Below are 17,546 nucleotides of genomic sequence, written 5' to 3'. Positions count from 1 at the left end.
ACGCTTCAGACACGGGCGGGGTGGTCCACATGGGTCGTCTCCGGCTGGGTGTCGTCGGTCGTCGGGTCGGTCTCGGCCGGATTCCGGCCGGGCCACCACATCCGGTCCCCCAGGAGGGTGAACGTGGCCGGCACGACGATCGTACGCACGAGCACGGTGTCGATCACGACGCCCAGGCCGACGATGAGGCCGAGCTGTCCGAGCGTGACGAGCGGAAGCACCCCGAGTGCGGCGAAGACCCCCGCGAGCACGAGGCCGGCGCTGGTGATCACGGCGCCCGTCCCGGTGACCGCCGCGACGATGCCCTCCTTCGTGCCCTTCGTGCGGGCCTCCAGGCGGGCTCGATGCACGAGGAAGATCGTGTAGTCGATACCGAGGGCGACGAGGAACAGGAAGCTCAGCAGCGGCACCTGCAGGTCGAGCGCGTGCTGGTCGAGCAGGACCCGGCTGAGCCAGGCACCCGCGCCGATCGCCGCCGTGGCGCTGGCGATGTTGATCGCCAGCAGCAGGAACGGGGCGACGAGGGAGCGCAGGAGCACGATGAGCACGAGGAAGCTGACGGCCAGGATGAGCGGGGCGATGAGGAGCAGGTCCGACTGATTGCCGGCCCGGGCGTCCACGTCCGTGGCGATCTGCCCACCCACGAGGGCGCCCGCGCCGTCGATCGCTCCGACGCTCGCGCGCAGGTCCCGCACGAGCTCGAGGCTCGCCGGCTCCCCGGGGCCCGCCTCGCCGGTGACCACGATCTGGGTGAGCGTGCCGTCGGTGGACTCCTCCCCGATCCGGGCGCGGAGCACGCCGCCGGTGTCCTGCGCGGCCGTCAGCACGGCATCGGCGTGATCGGTGTCGGCCACGACGAGGATCGGCTGGGCGTTGCCGGCGTCGAAGTGGTTCCCGAGCACCTCGAGCCCGGTGGCCGAATCGGAGGCGACGCGGAACTTCTCGATCTGGGTCAGGCCGACCGAGGTGCCGAACAGGCCGGTGGCCATGATCCCGAGGACGGCGAGGCCGCCGACGAGCGCGGCCGCGGGGCGCTTGGACACGCGCTCCGCCACCGCATGCCAGACCCGGCCGATGCGAGGGGTGGTGCCGGAGGTGGGCACGACGGGCCAGAAGACGCGCCGGCCGCACATGGCCAGCACGGGCGGGAGCACGAGCAGCACGGCCGCGAGCGCCACGAGCAGCCCGACCGCCGCGGCGATCCCGAGGCCGCGGGTGCCGGGGATGACGGCGAGCGCGAGGGTCGACAGGGAGAGGATGACGGTGACGTTCGAGGCGAGGATCGCCGGCGCGGTGTGGCGCCAGGCCGCAGCGAGGGCCGCCCGGTGGTCGTCGTGGGTGTGCAGCTCCTCGCGGTAGCGGGAGATGAGCAGCAGGGCGTAGTTCGTGCCGGCCCCGAACACGAGCACGGAGATGATGCCGGCGTCGAACTGCAGATCGAACGCCGCACCGGCGACGTTCGTCAGGATGCTCGCGGCCCGGTCGGCGATCGCCACGACCACGAGCGGGATGAGCCAGAGCACCGGGGAGCGGTAGGTGACGATGAGCAGCGCCGCCACGATGAGGATCGTCACGGCGAGCAGGGTGATGTCCGCGCCGTCGAACGCCCCGGCGATATCGGCCCCGAAGGCGGGCCCGCCGGTCACGTAGGCGCGCAGGCCGGTGTCGGCGAGTGCGGCCTCGACGCGGGAGCGCAGGTCGTCGACGACGTCCGAGGTCTCGGTGTTCGTCTGCCCGACCTCGAGGGCGGTCGTGATCACGGCCGCCCGGCCGTCGTCGCTGACCATCGGGTCGCGCACGGAGTCGGCGACGCGCGCGCTGGGTGCGGTGTCGGCGAGCTCGGTGCTCAGCGCCGACAGGGCGTCCTCGTCGCCGGCGGTGAGGGCGGAGCCGTCGGTCCGCTCGGCCACGACGAGCACGGTGCCGAGGTCGGCGTCGGGGAACCGCGTGAGCAGCTGATCGACCCGGGCCGATTCCGAGTCCGCCGGGGCGGACTCGTTGCCCGCCGGGGCGGCGGCGGAGGAGAAGGCCCCGAAGATCAGGACGATGAGCACGAGCGCGATCCCCAGGGATACCCGGGAGCCGCGCCGCGAGGTGAGCGCGCGGGAGAGTCGTTGAGTGAGCATGGTTCCAGCCCACCAGGATCGCGGATCGGTTCCCTGACCGAAGCGGTCGATCCTGGACTCAACCTTTCGATGGAGAGGCCGGCGGATCCGGGCGGAACACAGCTGGGCCGACCTCGCTCGGTCGTCGATCGGACCGCGGGAGCGTCTGTGCGGCGACTGCAATGATGCATAGGCTGTAAGCATGTCGGAATCGATCACGACGGCCCCGCCCGAGGGGCTGCGCGAACGCAAGAAGCAGGACACCCGCCGGTCGTTGCGCCACGCCGCGATGGAGCTCGCCCTCGAACGGGGGCTCGAGAACGTGACGGTCGACGAGATCGCCGAGGCGGCCGACGTCTCCCCGCGCACGTTCTTCAACTACTTCGCGAGCAAGGAGGACGCGCTCATCGATCACACCGACGCCGTGGCCGCCGAGTTGCATGCGGCGATCCTCGCCCGTCCCGAGGGCGAGCCTCCCCTCGAGTCCCTGCGACACGCCCTCGCCCAGAGCGAGGTGCTCCGGGGGGCCCACGTGCACCGGGACCGCACCCTCGCCCGGCAGCGGCTCATCCACGCCCACCCCTCGCTCCTGGCACGTCAGCTCGGGCAGGCCGCGGCGCTCGAGGCGGCCATCGCGGCGGCCCTCGCCGAGCGCATGCACCTCGACCCGGCCTCCGATCCGACCCCGCAGCTCCTCGGCGCCCTCGCCGGCAGCGTCCTGCGCGTCTCCCTGCGTCGCTGGATCACCGGCGACGCACGCCTCGACGATCTCGTCGAGGAGTCCTTCACGATCCTGCGCACCCGCCTCGGCGGCACGATCCCCTGACCGGTCGCCCCGCAACCGGCCCGCCGCCGCCCCCGCGGCAACCGAGCAGCCGCCGTCGCAACACCGATCCTTCGAATTCGAGGACCACCCCGAACACAGCTCTCTCCCCCGGGAGGTCGACCCCGTGGCCACGCGCACCGCGCTCACCCCGCACTCAGCCGGCTCGACGAACACGACGAACACGACAGGCAAGACAGACACGGCCCGGACCGGGCCGCCGGCGGCCGGAGCACCCGGCCCGCTGCCCCGCCGCAAGCTCATCGTCATCTTCGTCGGCCTCATCCTCGGCATCCTCATGGCCGCCCTGGATCAGACGATCGTCGCCACCGCGCTGCCCACGATCGCGGCCGATCTCAACGGCCTCGAGCAGATCTCGTGGATCATCACGATCTATCTGCTCGGCCAGACCATCGCGATGCCCATCTACGGCCGGGTCGGCGACCTCATCGGCCGGCGCAACGCGTTCCACGTCGCGATCGTCATCTTCCTCGCGGGCTCGGTCGTCGCGGGCCTGTCCCAGGACATGGGGATGCTCATCGCGTGCCGGGCGGTCCAGGGCATCGGGGCCGGCGGCCTCATGATCGGCGCCCAGACGATCATGGCCGAGATCGTCTCCGCCCGCGAGCGCGGCAAGTACATGTCGATCATGGGCCCGATGATCGGGGTGGCCACGGTGCTCGGCCCGCTCCTGGGCGGCTACCTGACCGAGCACGCGAGCTGGCGGTGGATCTTCTACATCAACGTTCCCATCGGCATCGCGGCCCTCGTCGTCACCTCGCTCTCCCTCTACCTGCCGCGCCCCCAGCGCCGGCGCCGGGTCGACTACAGCGGCATGGTGCTCATGGCGGGCGCCGTCGCCTGCCTCGTGCTGCTGCTCACCTGGGGCGGGCGACGGTACGAGTGGACCTCGCCGCAGATCGTCGCACTCGGCATCGGGGTGCTCGCGCTCACGCCGCTGTGGCTGTGGGTGGAGAGCCGCGCCGCCGAGCCGATCCTGCCGCTGCGACTGTTCCGCAACGGCGTGTTCCGCGTCAACGTGGTGCTCGCGTTCCTGCTCGGCGTGGCGATGTTCGGCGCCGTGAGCTACCTGCCCACGTACCTGCAACTCTCGCTCGGCGCGAGCGCCACCACCTCCGGGCTGCTCATGCTGCCGCTCATGGGCGGCCTCATGGCGGCCGCCGTGACCACCGGCCAGCTCATCACCCGCACCGGGCGCTACAAGGTCTTCCCCATCCTCGGCACGAGCGTCGCCGCCGTGGGAATGTTCCTGCTCTCGCGCATGGACGCCGGCACCTCGCGTCTTCAGTCGAGCGTCTTCATGGTCGTGCTCGGGTTGGGCATCGGGTTCATCATGCCCACCCTGGTCCTCGTGGTTCAGAACGCCGTCTCCCGTCCGGAGGTCGGCGCGGCCACGGCCGGGGTGAACTTCTTCCGCCAGATCGGCGCGTCCGTGGGCACCGCGCTCATCGGATCCCTGTTCGTCTCCCGCCTCGGCGATCGGCTCGCGCTCAACCTGCCGCCGGACGCGGCGGCCCACCTGAACCAGGCCGGGGAGCAGGGCGGAAGCCTCACCCCCGACCAGCTCGCCCAGCTACCGGAACCGATCGCCCACGCCGTCGTGGTCTCCTACGCCGAGGCCCTCATCCCGCTCTACTTCTACCTCGTGCCGCTCCTCGTGCTCGGCCTCGTGGTCGCCTGCTTCCTCGAGGAGAAGCCGCTCACCACGAGCGTCGGCGGGCGCCCCGCACCGGGCTCCCCCCATCCAGGCGGGGCGCACGCGGATCCCGGCGCCGCGCCGGACGCCCGGCCCGTCTCCCACCGCGGCGCCGCGCCGCCCGCCCACCGGAGGCCCGCGGAGCCCACGGAGCGCCCGGAGCCACCCGGCGATTCGATCGCACCCGAGCACCCCGAGCGACCCGAGCACGGGCCGGCGGGAGGCGAGCGGCGTCGTCCATAGGCTCCGGCGCAGGCCCGACTCGGACCCGGCTCAGGCAGACTCAGCGCGAGTTCAGGCGCGGGCCGGGCGACCGCCCGAGGCGAACCCGTGGAAGCCCAGGTAGGCGATCGCGGCGAGCACCACGAGCCCGGAGGAGAGCACGAACATCGTGGCGAATCCCGTGGCCCCGCCGACGAGGCCGAGCAGCACCGGGCCCACGCCGGAGCCGGTGTCGAGCAGGAGGAAGAACGTCGAGGTGGCCACGCCCACGCGCGGCGGCGGCACCTGGTCGACGAGGATCGCCTGCATCGTGGGCAGCAGGCACCCGAAGCCGAGCCCGATGAGCACGCCGGCGGCCGCGATGAGCGCCGTCGTGGTGGCCAGGCCCACGAGCACCATGCCGGCCGCGAAGCAGCCGAACACCGGGATCGCCACGATGTTGTCGCCGAGGCGGTCCTGGATCCGCCCCGCGAACAGCCGCGCGAACAACGAGGCCACGGCGTAGGACACGAAGAACACGCTCGAGGCGGCGGGGATTCCGAGGTCCGCGGTGTGCACGGCGATGAAGCTGAGCACGGAGGCGAACGCGAGCCCGGCGAGCAGCATGACCAGGCCGAGGCGCAGCCCGCCGCGGTCGATGAACGAGGAGAGCCGCATCGACCACTTGAGACGGCGCTCCTCCGGGCTCGGCTCCCGCTCGGGCACGGTGAAGAAGCACGCGGCCACGAGGGTGGCCCCGGCGCAGGCGGTCGCGACCAGGAACACGCTGGTGAAGCCGTAGTTCTCGCCGAGCCACACGGCCAGGAAGGGGCCGACGGCGGTCGACAGGGTCGTGGCGGTGGCGAAGTAGCCGTTGCCCTCGGCGCGCTTCCCGGGTGGGATGACCGCCTGCACCGAGGCGACCAGTGCCGTGTTGCCGGCGCCGAACGCGAGCCCGTGCACGAGCCGCACCGCGATGAGCACGCCCAGGTCGGTCACCGGGATGTAGGCGAGGCAGGCGAGCACATAGGCGATCATCGTGAGCACGAGCAGGCGCCGCCGGCCCACGAAGTCGAGGTATTTGCCGGAGAGCAGTCGGCCCACGACCGAGCCGATGATGAAGCCGGAGGCCGCCAGCCCGGCGAGGGATTCGGACGCCTGGAACTCCGCCACGGCGTAGCCCGCCATCGAGGTGAGCAGCAGGTAGAACACGCTCGACATGAACAGGTTGACCGCGATCGCGACGAGGAACTCCTTCGACCACAGCGTCCGCTCGGTCACGCCCTGCTCCTCCTCGCCTCGGTGTCGCCGCCGGCCGCGCCGCTCCCGGGCCGGCTCGCGCGTCCGGCCGGTACCGGTCGTCGAGTTTAGTCCCGCGGGATCCGTTCGGCCGCATCGGGGGCGGGCGATGAGTACCGTGGCGCGGTGGCGGCCCGTGTTCATGGAAGAATGCCGTAGCGACACGGCAGACGGGAGTCACAGGTGAGCAGGTCGGACGACGTCCGTGTCCGAGATCGCTCCCCCCTCCCGTTGATCGTCATCGGCCTGGTCGCCGGACTGTTCTCGGGCCTGTTCGGGGTCGGCGGCGGCACCGTGATCCTGCCGCTGCTCGTGCTGTGGCTCGGCTTCGACCAGCGGCTCGGCGCCGGGACCTCGCTCGCGGCGATCGTGCCCGCGGCGAGCATCGGGGTGATCTCCTACGCGGTCACGGACGCGGTGGCGTGGCTGCCGGCCCTCGTGCTCGCCGTCGGCGCCGCGATCGGCGCACAGGTCGGCACCGCGCTGTTGCCCCGGATCTCCCAGCAGGCACTGCGGTGGGGCTTCGTGGCCTTCCTCGTGGTGGTGATCGTCGGGCTCTTCCTCGTGGTCCCCACACGCGGGTCGGGATTCGACCTGGGCTGGGGCAGCGGCCTGGGCCTCGGCGGCCTCGGGCTCCTCACCGGCGTCGTCTCCGGGCTCATCGGGGTGGGTGGCGGGGTGATCATCGTTCCGGCGCTCATGTTCGCCTTCGGCATGAGCGACCTCGTCGCCCGCGGCACCTCGCTGCTCGTGATGATCCCGACTGCCGCCTCGGGGCTGCTGGGCAATCTTCGCCGCCGCAACGTCGACCTGCGCGCGGCCGCCTTCGTGGGTGTCGCGGCCTGCACCACGACCGCCCTGGGCGCCTGGCTGGCCACGCGCATCGACCCGTTCGTCGGAAACCTGCTCTTCGCCGGTTATCTCGCGCTCGTCGCCGTCCAGATGTCCGCCCGGGCGCTCACGGAGCGCAGGCGCCGCCGGTGACGGACCGCACGGCGCATGAACGACGGAGCTCACCTCTCCCGGCGGGCTCGACCAACCTGCATATTTCATGAAAGCGATGTTAGGCTCGCTTTCATGAAACATCCGAGTCCGGTGCTGCTGCCCCTACTTCGGAGCCGAGCCCAGGGGGAGATCATCACGTGGATCATGCTCCATCCCGACGTCGAGCAGAGCCTGACCGAGATCGCCGCCGCCGTCGGAACCTCCACTCCGACCGTCATGCGTGAGGTGGACCGGCTCCTGGAGTCGGGCCTGGTCAGATCTCGCCGACGCGGGAACCAGCGGGTCGTCACGGCTGCGACCGACAACCCGGTCTACCGACCACTGGCCGAGCTGTTGATGCTCACCTTCGGCCCGATCGGAGTCCTCCGAGACCTCCTCGGCGACCTGTCCGGCATCGACCGTGCCCTCATCTATGGATCATGGGCGGCCCGATACCAGCAGCAGCCCGGACACGTGCCCAACGACCTGGACGTCCTCATCGTCGGCAGCCCGGACCGACCGGCTCTCGGCGACGCCATTGAGAAGGCCGAACGGATCCTACGACGCGAAGTCAATCATCGCCTCGTTGCCGCCGACGATTGGGACTGCGACACGGGCTCCTTCAAGACTACAATCTTGAGCCGCCCGGTCGTCCACCTACTCGGAGAGCCCGATGATTGACCGTCCACCTCCGGGGCATTGGCCCCAAGGCGAGGCCGAGATCACGGACATGATCCACCGTCGAGAGCTGGAACGTGTCGACCCCTCGCCCGAGCACGCCGACCTGCTCATCGACCAGGCGGCAGGCCACCTGAGCGCCGCCGCGCCACTCATCGATCACCATCCTCCCTCGGCATTCACGCTCACCTACGATGCCGCCCGCAAAGCAATGACGGCGGTACTGGCGAGGCAAGGACTCCGGCCGACGACCGGCGGCGGCCATCTGGCCGTACAGGAGTCGATCGAGGCGCAGCTGGGACCGAACGTGCGGCATATCGTCCGGCCGTTTCGCACGATGCGACGTCGGCGTAACGAGAGCGAGTACCCGCGAATCGGCGAGGCACCGGTCACCGTCACCGAGTGTCGTCACGCCCACTGCGATGTGACCGCCATAGTCGAACACATGACAAAGTCCCTGGCTCAGGTCGGCCCGTGGTGAGTCGGGCCTCGAACAGGACCGGCACCACCGACCACCCTCCCACGACAGACGCCGCAGCTCGGTCCACGCTCCGCGCCCGCCGGCCCACCCTCCACGAAGGACGCCGCCATGTCAGTTGATCTCACCGTCGGGATCGTCGGCATGGGCACGATCGGAGCGACCCACGCCCGCGCCCTCCGCGAGATCGAGGACGTCGCGGTCACCGCCTACAGCGGCGGGAGGGAGGGCAGCGGCGCCGACTGCGGCTGGCCGCGGGCACGGTGGCTCGACCACGCCCAGCTCGTCGAACGCGGCGAGGTCGACATCGTCGTGCTCTGCTCACCGTCGGCCCTGCACGGGCCCGCCGCGATCACGGTCGCCCGTTCGGGCCGGCACGTCGTGGTGGAGAAGCCGATGACGCTCGACGTGGCGGAGGCCGAGACCCTCGCAGACCTGCAGGCCGAGGGCCCGGGCATCGTCACGATGGTCTCCCAGCGGCGCTTCGAACCCGTCTACCGGCGCGTGCACGACCTCCTTGCCCGGGGCGAACTCGGCGAGATCCGCCTGGCCACCACCCACGTGCACTGGTATCGCGACCAGGCATACTTCGACGCCGCCCCATGGCGATCGGAGCGCTCCGGCGGGGGCGGCTCCCTCGTGAACCAGGGCGTGCACAACGTCGACCTGCTGCAATGGCTCTGCGGGCCGGTCGAATCCGTGACCGCGCAGACCGCGACGCTCGCGCTGCCGATCGCCGCCGAGGACACGATGGTCGCGACCGCCCGGTTCGCCTCGGGCGCCCTCGGCCTCCTCTCCACCTCGACCGCGACCCCGCCCGGCTTCCCCGCGACGGTCACCGTGCACACCTCGCTCGGCATGCTCACGCTCGGACAGGGCGATGTGCACGCGTGGGAGATCCCGGGCGTGCCGGCCCCGGATGCCGCCCCGGCTCCGGCGAGCGGGGCGGCCGACCCGGGCGCCATCGGGCTGGCCGGCCACGTCGCCTACTGGCACGACGTGATCGATGCGATCCACACCGGTCGGGCCCCGCTCGTGGACGCGACCGAGGGCCTGGCGGTCACCCGACTCCTTCGGGGGCTCTACGAGGCCGCCGACACCGGGCGGCTGGTGTGGCTCGCCGACCTACGGTGAGGCCTCTCGGAACTTCCGTCCACCACCCGCCCCATGAGCGGAACTGAATATTTCTTTCAAATTTCGATCACTTGTGCCCCCATGACCTGTGAGTTATTGTGAACGAGTTGTTCACCATCAGCCTCAACGAAGCAGCCAGGTCAAAGATGCCCCTCTCACTCCGCAGCCGCCGCTCCGCCGCCATCGTGGCCGGGTTCGGCTTCCTCCTCAGCCCGCTCGCGTTCGCGCTGCCCGCGTACGCCGCGGACCCCGCCGGGGAGGCCATCCCGAACTCGGGCTACAGCCTCCTGAGCTTCGACTCCGAGGCCGACCCGTACCCGGCGCCGCCCTCGCTCGACGGCACCGCCGCGGCCGCCTTCGACGGCGACTACTCCACCCAGTGGGGGAGCGAGTTCAGCCCCGAGGTCCTGCCGATGCCGCACTGGCTCGTCTTCGACATCGGCGCGAGCCACGTCCTCACCGGCCTCGGGTACTCGGTCAAGGAGCAGGGCAACGGCCCGGCCAAGGACGTCGCCGTGTACGCGACCGACGATGCGGCCGTCGCCACGGCCGCCGACGGCGACTGGGGAACGGCCGTGGGCACCGCCACGTTCGCTCAACCGACGAACGACGAGCAGATCCAGCACGTCGTCTTCGACGCGCCCGTCACCGCTCGATACGTCAAGTTCGAGGTGATCAGCTCCGTCAACGGCAGCGGCAACGCCTCGGCCTCCGAACTCGTCGTCTACACGACCGACGATCTCGGTGACGGCGGCGGCGACGGCGGTGACGGAGGTGACGGGGGTGACGGCGTCGAGCCCGGTACGCCCGCGACCCCGGTGACCATCGGCAACGGCGCGGGCCTCGACGTCGCGGTGGACGACGACTTCCCGCAGGTCGTCTCCTACGATCTCGACGGCGCCACCATCGGCGGCCAGGCCACCCAGCTCGACACGTTCAACATCCGGGCGACGGACGCCCCGAAGAACGAGGAGGGTGGCAGGGACTACGCCGCCCAGACCACGGGCACCATCGAGGGCGACACCGCCACCTACGTCTCGCAGATACCCGGGTTCGGCGACCTGACGATCACCTCGACGATCACGGTGACCGACGAGGACACCGTCGTCTTCGAGATGACCGAGCTCACCGGCGCCGACGCAGCCAGGGTCGACGAGATCTCGATCCCGAACCACTCCCTTGTCTCGGTCGACTCCGGTGAGACCGGGGCCCATCTCGCCCGCACGGGGATCGACACCGACTCGACCACGACCGCCGACCAGTTCATCGAGATCGCCGCCCATACCCCTCTCGACTCCTCCCCGGTCGGCACCCCGTACGCCTTCGTGAGCAACGCCGGGATCTCAGCCGGCCTCCTCACGAACGGCACGGACGACTCCACCAACCGTCACTGGAATGACCGACTGCTCTCGCAGATCGTCGACGCCGGCGACGGCGCCCGCCGGGCCGAGCTCTCGGTCGGCAACTGGACCTACGCCCCCCGCGGCGCGACCGATCCCCGCGTGGACGTCTACGCGCTGCCCAAGGCGACCGTCGTGCTCGCAGGCGATGAGAACGGCAGCGGCGAGGTCGACTGGCAGGACGGCGCCATCGCCTTCCGCGAGCACATGAGCGCCCCGCTCGGCGCCGAGCGCGTGCCCGAGCGCGTGGTCCAGCACATCCCGTTCAACTTCGCCTCCCAGGCCACGAACCCGTTCCTCAAGACCCTCGACAACGTCAAGCGCGTCTCGATGAGCACCGACAACCTCGGCCAGTGGATCCTCGAGAAGGGCTACGGCGACGAGGGCCACGACTCGGCCCACCCCGACTACGGCGGCAACTACAACACCCGCGCCGGCGGCCTGGCCGACTTCAACACCCTCATCGAGGCGGGTGCGGGATTCAACACCGACGTCGCCGTGCACGTGAACGCCACCGAGGCCTACCCGCAGGCAGAGAACTTCTCCGACCGGCTCGTCCAGGGCGGCGGGCCCAACTGGAACTGGCTCAACCAGGCCTATTTCATCGACCAGCGCTGGGACCTGGGCGAGGGCCACATCCTCGACCGCTTCGCCCAGCTCGCCGACGAGGCGCCCGGCCTGGCCGGCGTGTACATCGACGCCTACTACTCGAGTGGCTGGCTCGCCGACGGGCTCGCCGAGCAGCTGTACGGCATGGGCCTCGAGGTGGCCAGCGAGTGGGCCTACAGCTTCGAGGGCACCTCACTCTGGTCGCACTGGGCCACCGACCGCGGCTACGGCGGCGCCACGAACAAGGGCATCAACTCCAATATCATCCGCTTCATCGCCAACGGCCAGCGCGACGTGTGGAACCCCGACCCAGTGCTCGGCTTCACCCAGATCAAGGACTTCGAGGGCTGGACCGGCCACAACGACTGGAACACGTTCTACGACAACATCTGGGTCGACAACCTGCCCACGAAGTTCCTCCAGCACTTCCCCATCCAGGAGTGGGAATTCGGCACCGGAGCCACGCTGAGCGACGGCGAGGCGACCATCGAGGTGAGCGTGAGCGGCGGCGTCCGCACGATCCACATGGACGGCGCGCGCGTGGCCGAGGGCGGGGCCTACCTGCTGCCGTGGGGCGACACCGCCTCGAACGGCACGACCTCCCCGGCCGACGCCGACAAGATGTACTACTACAACGCCGACTCCTCCGGCGCGACCACGTTCGACCTGACCGACCAGTTCGACCCGAACGGCGGCTATGCCCTCTACGAGCTGACCGACCAGGGTCGGGCCAAGGTCGCGGACGTGCGTGCGGACGGCGGCCAGGTCACCCTGACCGGGGAGGCGGGCGTTCCGTACGTGCTCGCCCCGACCGGCGAGAGCGCCCCGCACGCCGGCGCCTCTTACGGCGAGCACTCCGGGCTCGTGGACCCGGGCTTCAACTCCGGCGACACCGCCGACTGGAACGCCACCGGCGACCCGCAGATCCTGCGCAACGACAAGGGCGACAACGTGCTGCGGCTCGGCACGGACGCCTCGGGCATCTCCCAGGAGGTGACCGGCCTCGAGTCCGGTGGCCAGTACACGCTCAGCGCCAACGTGGAGATCGAGGCAGGCGAGCGACGCCCCGTGACGCTCGAGGTGAGCGGCACGGATGCCGACACCGCGCCGTCCACACGCTTCGACCTGACGCCCGCACGGAACTGGGTCGCGGCCGACGCCAAGACCGGCTCCTACTCCCAGCGCGCCCGGGTCTCGTTCATCGCACCCGCCTCCGGCACCGTGACCGTCTCGATCTCGGCGGCCGCCGGAACGCCCGACGTCACGCTCGACGACGTCCGGGTCATGGCCTCGACCGAGACGTGGACGCCGACGACCGCCGACACCGGCGTCGCGGACGGCACGCTCATCGCATCGAACGACTTCGAGGGCAACCAGCCCGGCTGGGGCCCCTTCGTCAAGGGCGATGCCGGCGGCTCGACCGACCCGCGCACGTCGATCAGCCACCTGCACGAGCCCTACAGCCAGAAGGCGTGGAAGAACGAGAACCGCCCGTACAACTCGGGCACGCTCGACGGTCTGGCCGTGGACGACGTGCTCGACGGCGACAACTCGCTCAAGGCGCACGAGGAGAACACCGGCCTCGTCTACCGCACGATCCCGGCGACCGTGCCGTTCGTCGAGGGCCACAAGTACAACGTCTCCTTCGACTACCAGACCAATATCGACGGCGTGTGGGCCTGGATCACCGGTGCCGACCAGATCGCGGGCGGCGAGCTGAGCAACGTCGAGGTGACCAGCGAGACCATGGCACCGGCCCTGGAGACGACCAGGTATTCGCGTGACATCATCGCGGGCTGCGGCGACACGTGGGTCGGGCTGCGCAAGCTGACCGGTGCCACCGGCGCGGACTTCGTGCTCGACGACTTCACCGTGACCGACCTCGGCGAGGCGACCGGCGGTGCCGCGTGCGCCGGCATCACCGCCCCCGCCGCCGCGCTCAGCCCCGGCGTGCCGAGCCCGTACACGACCTCGTTCACGAACAGCGAGCAGACCGCCGCAGACAATGTGGCCCTCGGCCTGGCGCAGGTCCCGGAGGGCTGGACCGTCGAGGTGGCCGACCCCGACGGCAACCTGTTCGAGACCGTCGCGCCGGGCGAGACCGTGTCCACGACGTGGCTCATCACCGCCCCCGCGGAGGCCGCCGGCACGACCGTCCGGCTGCAGGCGACCGGCACCTACTTCAACGAGTGCGCGACCAAGACCGCGAGCGCGGAGGTCAAGGCGACGGTGTCGAGCCGGTCGATGCTCTCCCCCGCCTCGATGACGGCGACCGCGGACTCCGAACAGTCCGGAGCGGGCAGCGAGGGGCCGGCCGAGTTCGTGCTCGACGGGAACTCCTCGACCATCTGGCACACCCGCTACAACCCCTCCACGGACGACTACCCGCACTGGCTCACCCTCGACCTCGGCGGTGAGGCGACGATCGACGGCTTCGGCTACCAGAACCGTCAGGACGGCGGGAACAACGGCAAGGTCGCGGCGTACAAGATCGCGGTCTCCGACGACGGCCAGAACTGGACCGACGTCGCCTCCGGAGCGTTCACCGACATCGACGAGAAGGGCATGCAGGAGATCGACTTCGACGAGGTGACCGCGTCCTACGTGCGGTTCACCGCGACGAGCGCGCTCAACGGGCTTCCCTTCGCCGCGGCCGCCGAGATGCGGGTCTACGGCACCCCGTCGACGACGCTCGAGGGCTTCACGCCCGGCGAGCGGCCCGACGACGTCCCCGGCCCGGACTGCGGTTCGGACGGGTCCGATGGCTCCGACGGGTCCGACGGCGGGTCCGACGGCGGCTCGGACGGCGGTTCGGACGGCGGTTCGGACGGTTCGGACGGTTCCGATGGCGGCTCGGATGGTTCGGACGGTTCGGTCGGCGGGTCCGACAGCGGCTCGGACGGCTCGAACACGGGCTCCGATGCCGGCTCCGACGGGGCCGACGCCGGCGCGAACGGCTCGGGCGACAGCTCCGACAGCTCCGGTGGCGCGGATGCCGGCGCATCTGTCTCCGGTAGCGACGCCGACAGTGACGCCGCCGCCTCCGGCGACACGGGTTCCGGCGGCACGGGCGGCGATGCCGGCGGTGACTCCGGGTCGATGCCGGACACGGGCCTCCAGGTCGGGGCGGCGATCGTCGCGGGTCTCCTCCTGGCCGCGGCCGGAGCGCTCCTCATCGGCCGGCGGCGCCGCATGAGCTGAGTCCCGGCACCACACAACGGGTCCCGGTCGACCCTCCTCACGGGGAGGTCGACCGGGACCCGTTGTCTCTCCGCCCGGAACGACGTGGGCGGCCTACTGTTCGGAGCCGACCGAGACCTTCCACTTGACCCAGGTCGTTGTGGCGATCATGTGCACTCCTCCGCCATAGGAGTGGTAGCCGCTGCCGCTGCCGCCGCCCCCACGAGGCTCGGGCTTCGGGTGCTCTTGTCGTTGACAGTCGGTCCGCTCCGGTTCGCCGGTCCTGTTGATGGTCCAGGACTCGCGCTGGTAGAAGTCGTCGCCGAACGTCTCGTAGACGTTCTCCCGCCAGACCGTTATGCCCCCGCGGGGGCCGGCCGTGCTCGAGAGGAGGCGCGTACCCCGGTATTCACCGGCCTTGTCGAACCACGTATTGGTCGAGGGTGGCCGCGTCGCCGTCGGGCACGGAACCTCACCGCCGCCCGCACCCGCTGATGCCGGCGCCGCCACCAGGATCGCCCCACCCGCCGCGAGCGCGAGCGTCGCACAGGTCGCGGTCACCCGCCCGAGGACGCTCGTCGCTCTCGTTCGATCTCTCATCGTGTCCACCTCATCGTGTCCAGCCACCCGATGTGCCACCGGGCGGGCACGGGGCCATTCCCGCTCGGGAAACGTAACAGTTCCCGCGCGAGACGACCAGAGGATCCGCGCCGGAGCTCTCCCCGTTCCCGTCGAGCCTCGACGGTCGACCCGGCGCTCGCTCCGCATCGGACACGAGCCGTGCCGGCCCGCCGCGAGCACATGTGCACCAACGGGCACGATGCTTGCCCTCGCGACCATTCCCCGATGGGCACGGCGGGCGCACACTGTCATCCTCGATCCGCGCGACAGCGCGATCGTTCGCTCCGGACGGAGATGACACATGAGTCGATTCGCGCCCCCGCAGGCGGCCCGGGCCGACGCGGGAAGAACACCCGTCGCGGCGACCAGGCCGCGAACGCCCGTCATCTCCCCCGTCGCCACGCCCGGCCCCCAGCCCCGAGACCTCCTCAGCCTCCAGCACGCCATCGGGAACGGCGGTGTCACCCGGCTCGTACAACGGCAGGACACCGCGCAGGCACCGACCGCCACCCCCACGGCCCCCGCCGCACCCGCGGCCGCCGCACCGCGCACCGAGCTCGACGTCCGCTACAACGGCGACTACGCGCTGGCGGCCCAGGCGGTCAAAGGCCTGTGGGACACGACCGGCGGCGTGGTCGCCCGCCAGCAGCAGGCAGTCACCGACTTCATCGGCTCGGGTGGCGCGGCGAGCACCGATCCCCCCTCCCTCGCCGAGAGCCTGATCGTCGGCGCACTGGAGACCGCACTCGGACTCGCCCTCGGTGGGATCGGTACGGCGATCATCAACCGCCTCGGTGGCACGATCCGGGCAGCCGTGCTCGCCGGAGCGATCCAGGGAGAGGCCACCGGCACGGTTCCCGCAGAGGTCGTCGGTGCCGCGGGACGGCTCGCCCAGGAGTTCGTCACCGCGACGGTCGACGCGGGCAAGTCCACAGTGACGTCGTACGTGAGCAGCAGCGTGCGCGGCCGACTGCCGCAGGCGACGCCACTGGCCCAGTTCGGGCGCGGGCAGATGGCGACGCTCAACGAGGTCTCGATCGCGCAAGGCGAACAGATGCTCGAGCGGCTGGCGAATGCCCCGGCTCCGGAACGCTGGGTCGCGGCGCAGGGGATCTACGACGCGCTCCAGGCGAGCCTCCGATCCGCCTACGTCACCCAACGTGACGCGATGACGGACACATGGCTGACCGCCCAGGTGCGCCACGTCGGCGGCGGGGCCGAACCGGGAGTCCTCAACGTCACCCTGACCGATGTCTATGCCGATCACCGGGGCCCGCTGCGAATCGACAGCGCCAATCTCCTCGGTGCCGGCGCGAACGCCACCGTGCGCGGCTGGGTGGCGGACCGGCCGCTCGAGGACGTCGGAATACCGAAGGTCGTGACCATGAACGGCAGCCTCGGGGCGGGCATCCTCGACTGCATCTTCACGCTCCGGCTCTGGTCGGCCCCGCCGCCGGCCACCGGCCCCTCGATCAGGTCCGCGACGCCCGACCCACTGGCCGCCTACCTCGCCGGCGGGCCCGCCACGCTGCAGCGGCTCAGCAACAACCGCTGGGGCGACGACTGGCTGGCCGCCTACCACCTCGGGCTCCAGGACATCGACGGCGACGACCCGAGGGTCTCCGCCGAGAACATCGTGGCCGGCGCCCACAAGGTCTGGGACAACATCAAGGGCGCGAGCATCTCCGCACGCGGCGGTTCGGTCGGCGCATCGTCCTGGTGATCGACGTGACCTCCTCCTGGGCGATGCGGCCCGCCCACGACGCACGCGGGCACACCTGCGACGATGGGGATCATGCCCATGAACGAGGAGGCGCGGGGCCCGCTCGGCCCACCGAATCCGGGTGATGCGTGGATCGACGGGCCGCGCGGCCGGTTCTGGGGCCGCTACGGCGCGGCCGGCCTGCTCGCCTGGGACCCGCGGCGCGGCGTGCTGCTGCAGCATCGCGCGCTGTGGAGCCACCACGGCGGAACGTGGGGGCTTCCGGGCGGGGCACTGCACGCGAACGAGGCGCCCGCCGCGGGGGCGGTGCGCGAGGCCCGTGAGGAGGCGGGGGTGCCCGAATCGGCCCTGCGCGTGCGTGCCACGCATCTCTTCGACGCCGGCTACTGGCGCTATACGACCGTGCTCGCCGAGGTCCTCGCTCCGTTCACCCCGGTCATCGCCGATCCGGAGAGCCTCGAGTTGGCGTGGGTGCCTGTGGACGACGTCGCCGCCCGGCCGCTGCACCCCGGCTTCGCGCGGGCGTGGCCGGAGCTGCGCGAGCTGCTCGCGGGATTCGCTCCCGGCGGCCCGGCTCGCCGGCCCGGCCGCTGA

The 17,546-nt window shown here is 71.1% G+C and carries 12 protein-coding genes; 9 read left to right on the top strand and 3 right to left on the bottom strand.

Annotation, left to right across the window (positions count from 1 at the left end; all coding sequences use genetic code 11):
• Positions 1–5 precede the first annotated feature (5 nt).
• Entirely contained in the window at positions 6–2,126 is a 2,121-nt protein-coding gene (locus tag GCG21_RS02080; RefSeq protein ID WP_152817577.1) for an MMPL family transporter, read from the bottom strand.
• A 181-nt stretch (positions 2,127–2,307) separates the two neighbouring features.
• Between GCG21_RS02080 and GCG21_RS02075 the strand changes: the two genes are divergently transcribed.
• Both GCG21_RS02075 and GCG21_RS02070 read left to right on the top strand, forming a co-directional pair.
• On the top strand, positions 2,308–2,931 hold the full coding sequence (locus tag GCG21_RS02075; protein WP_152817576.1) for a TetR/AcrR family transcriptional regulator: 624 nt from the start codon (positions 2,308–2,310) through the stop codon (positions 2,929–2,931).
• A 124-nt stretch (positions 2,932–3,055) separates the two neighbouring features.
• Complete coding sequence (locus tag GCG21_RS02070) at positions 3,056–4,888, top strand: DHA2 family efflux MFS transporter permease subunit (RefSeq protein WP_370517213.1); 1,833 nt, start codon at positions 3,056–3,058, stop codon at positions 4,886–4,888.
• Between the two features lie 51 nt (positions 4,889–4,939).
• On the opposite strand, the gene GCG21_RS02065 is transcribed toward GCG21_RS02070, so the two are convergent.
• Positions 4,940–6,127, bottom strand: coding sequence for an MFS transporter (locus GCG21_RS02065; RefSeq protein ID WP_153879161.1), 1,188 nt, complete (start codon positions 6,125–6,127; stop codon positions 4,940–4,942).
• A gap of 201 nt (positions 6,128–6,328) precedes the next feature.
• Between GCG21_RS02065 and GCG21_RS02060 the strand changes: the two genes are divergently transcribed.
• The 5 genes from GCG21_RS02060 to GCG21_RS02035 all read left to right on the top strand — a co-directional run bounded on the left by GCG21_RS02060 (position 6,329) and on the right by GCG21_RS02035 (position 14,629).
• Positions 6,329–7,129 carry a sulfite exporter TauE/SafE family protein gene (locus GCG21_RS02060; RefSeq protein WP_370517212.1) on the top strand — a complete coding sequence of 267 codons (801 nt, stop codon included), beginning with the start codon at positions 6,329–6,331 and terminating at the stop codon, positions 7,127–7,129.
• Between the two features lie 93 nt (positions 7,130–7,222).
• Positions 7,223–7,810: a MarR family transcriptional regulator gene (locus tag GCG21_RS02055; protein ID WP_152817574.1), complete on the top strand. Its 588-nt coding sequence runs from the start codon at positions 7,223–7,225 to the stop codon at positions 7,808–7,810.
• The gene (locus GCG21_RS02050; protein ID WP_152817573.1) at positions 7,803–8,288 is read left to right on the top strand and encodes a hypothetical protein; all 486 of its coding nucleotides are present in this window, start codon (positions 7,803–7,805) and stop codon (positions 8,286–8,288) included. The genes GCG21_RS02055 and GCG21_RS02050 overlap by 8 nt, the downstream gene beginning before the upstream one ends.
• Positions 8,289–8,396: 108 nt before the next feature.
• A complete protein-coding gene (locus tag GCG21_RS02045) occupies positions 8,397–9,419 on the top strand; it encodes a Gfo/Idh/MocA family protein (RefSeq protein ID WP_152817572.1) in 1,023 nt (340 codons plus the stop codon).
• Positions 9,420–9,565: 146 nt separating this feature from the next.
• Positions 9,566–14,629, top strand: coding sequence for an endo-alpha-N-acetylgalactosaminidase family protein (locus GCG21_RS02035; protein WP_194164884.1), 5,064 nt, complete (start codon positions 9,566–9,568; stop codon positions 14,627–14,629).
• 93 nt (positions 14,630–14,722) lie between these two features.
• On the opposite strand, the gene GCG21_RS02020 is transcribed toward GCG21_RS02035, so the two are convergent.
• Positions 14,723–15,208, bottom strand: a complete 486-nt coding sequence (locus GCG21_RS02020; RefSeq protein WP_152817571.1) for a hypothetical protein — start codon at positions 15,206–15,208, stop codon at positions 14,723–14,725.
• A gap of 322 nt (positions 15,209–15,530) precedes the next feature.
• Here GCG21_RS02020 and GCG21_RS02015 point away from each other — a divergent pair, with 322 nt between their 5' ends.
• Together GCG21_RS02015 and GCG21_RS02010 are read left to right on the top strand one after the other, a co-directional pair.
• Positions 15,531–16,952, top strand: a complete 1,422-nt coding sequence (locus GCG21_RS02015) for a hypothetical protein (protein WP_152817570.1) — start codon at positions 15,531–15,533, stop codon at positions 16,950–16,952.
• A gap of 72 nt (positions 16,953–17,024) precedes the next feature.
• Entirely contained in the window at positions 17,025–17,546 is a 522-nt protein-coding gene (locus GCG21_RS02010) for an NUDIX domain-containing protein (protein ID WP_227992876.1), read from the top strand.

Origin of the sequence: Pseudactinotalea sp. HY160, assembly GCF_009372055.1 — a bacterium.
Classification (GTDB): Bacteria; Actinomycetota; Actinomycetes; order Actinomycetales; family Beutenbergiaceae; genus HY158.
Note: the sequence above shows the minus strand (reverse complement) of the source record. Positions and strands in the feature narration are given on the sequence as shown.

Excerpts from the sequence above, each read along its gene's own strand:
- GCG21_RS02050 (WP_152817573.1), top strand. The coding sequence starts at position 7,803 with ATGATTGACCGTCCACCTCCGGGGCATTGGCCCCAAGGCGAGGCCGAG.
- GCG21_RS02075 (WP_152817576.1), top strand. The coding sequence starts at position 2,308 with ATGTCGGAATCGATCACGACGGCCCCGCCCGAGGGGCTGCGCGAACGC.
- GCG21_RS02035 (WP_194164884.1), top strand. The coding sequence starts at position 9,566 with ATGCCCCTCTCACTCCGCAGCCGCCGCTCCGCCGCCATCGTGGCCGGG.
- GCG21_RS02055 (WP_152817574.1), top strand. The coding sequence starts at position 7,223 with ATGAAACATCCGAGTCCGGTGCTGCTGCCCCTACTTCGGAGCCGAGCC.
- GCG21_RS02010 (WP_227992876.1), top strand. The coding sequence starts at position 17,025 with ATGCCCATGAACGAGGAGGCGCGGGGCCCGCTCGGCCCACCGAATCCG.
- GCG21_RS02020 (WP_152817571.1), bottom strand. The coding sequence starts at position 15,208 with ATGAGAGATCGAACGAGAGCGACGAGCGTCCTCGGGCGGGTGACCGCG.
- GCG21_RS02045 (WP_152817572.1), top strand. The coding sequence starts at position 8,397 with ATGTCAGTTGATCTCACCGTCGGGATCGTCGGCATGGGCACGATCGGA.
- GCG21_RS02015 (WP_152817570.1), top strand. The coding sequence starts at position 15,531 with ATGAGTCGATTCGCGCCCCCGCAGGCGGCCCGGGCCGACGCGGGAAGA.
- GCG21_RS02080 (WP_152817577.1), bottom strand. The coding sequence starts at position 2,126 with ATGCTCACTCAACGACTCTCCCGCGCGCTCACCTCGCGGCGCGGCTCC.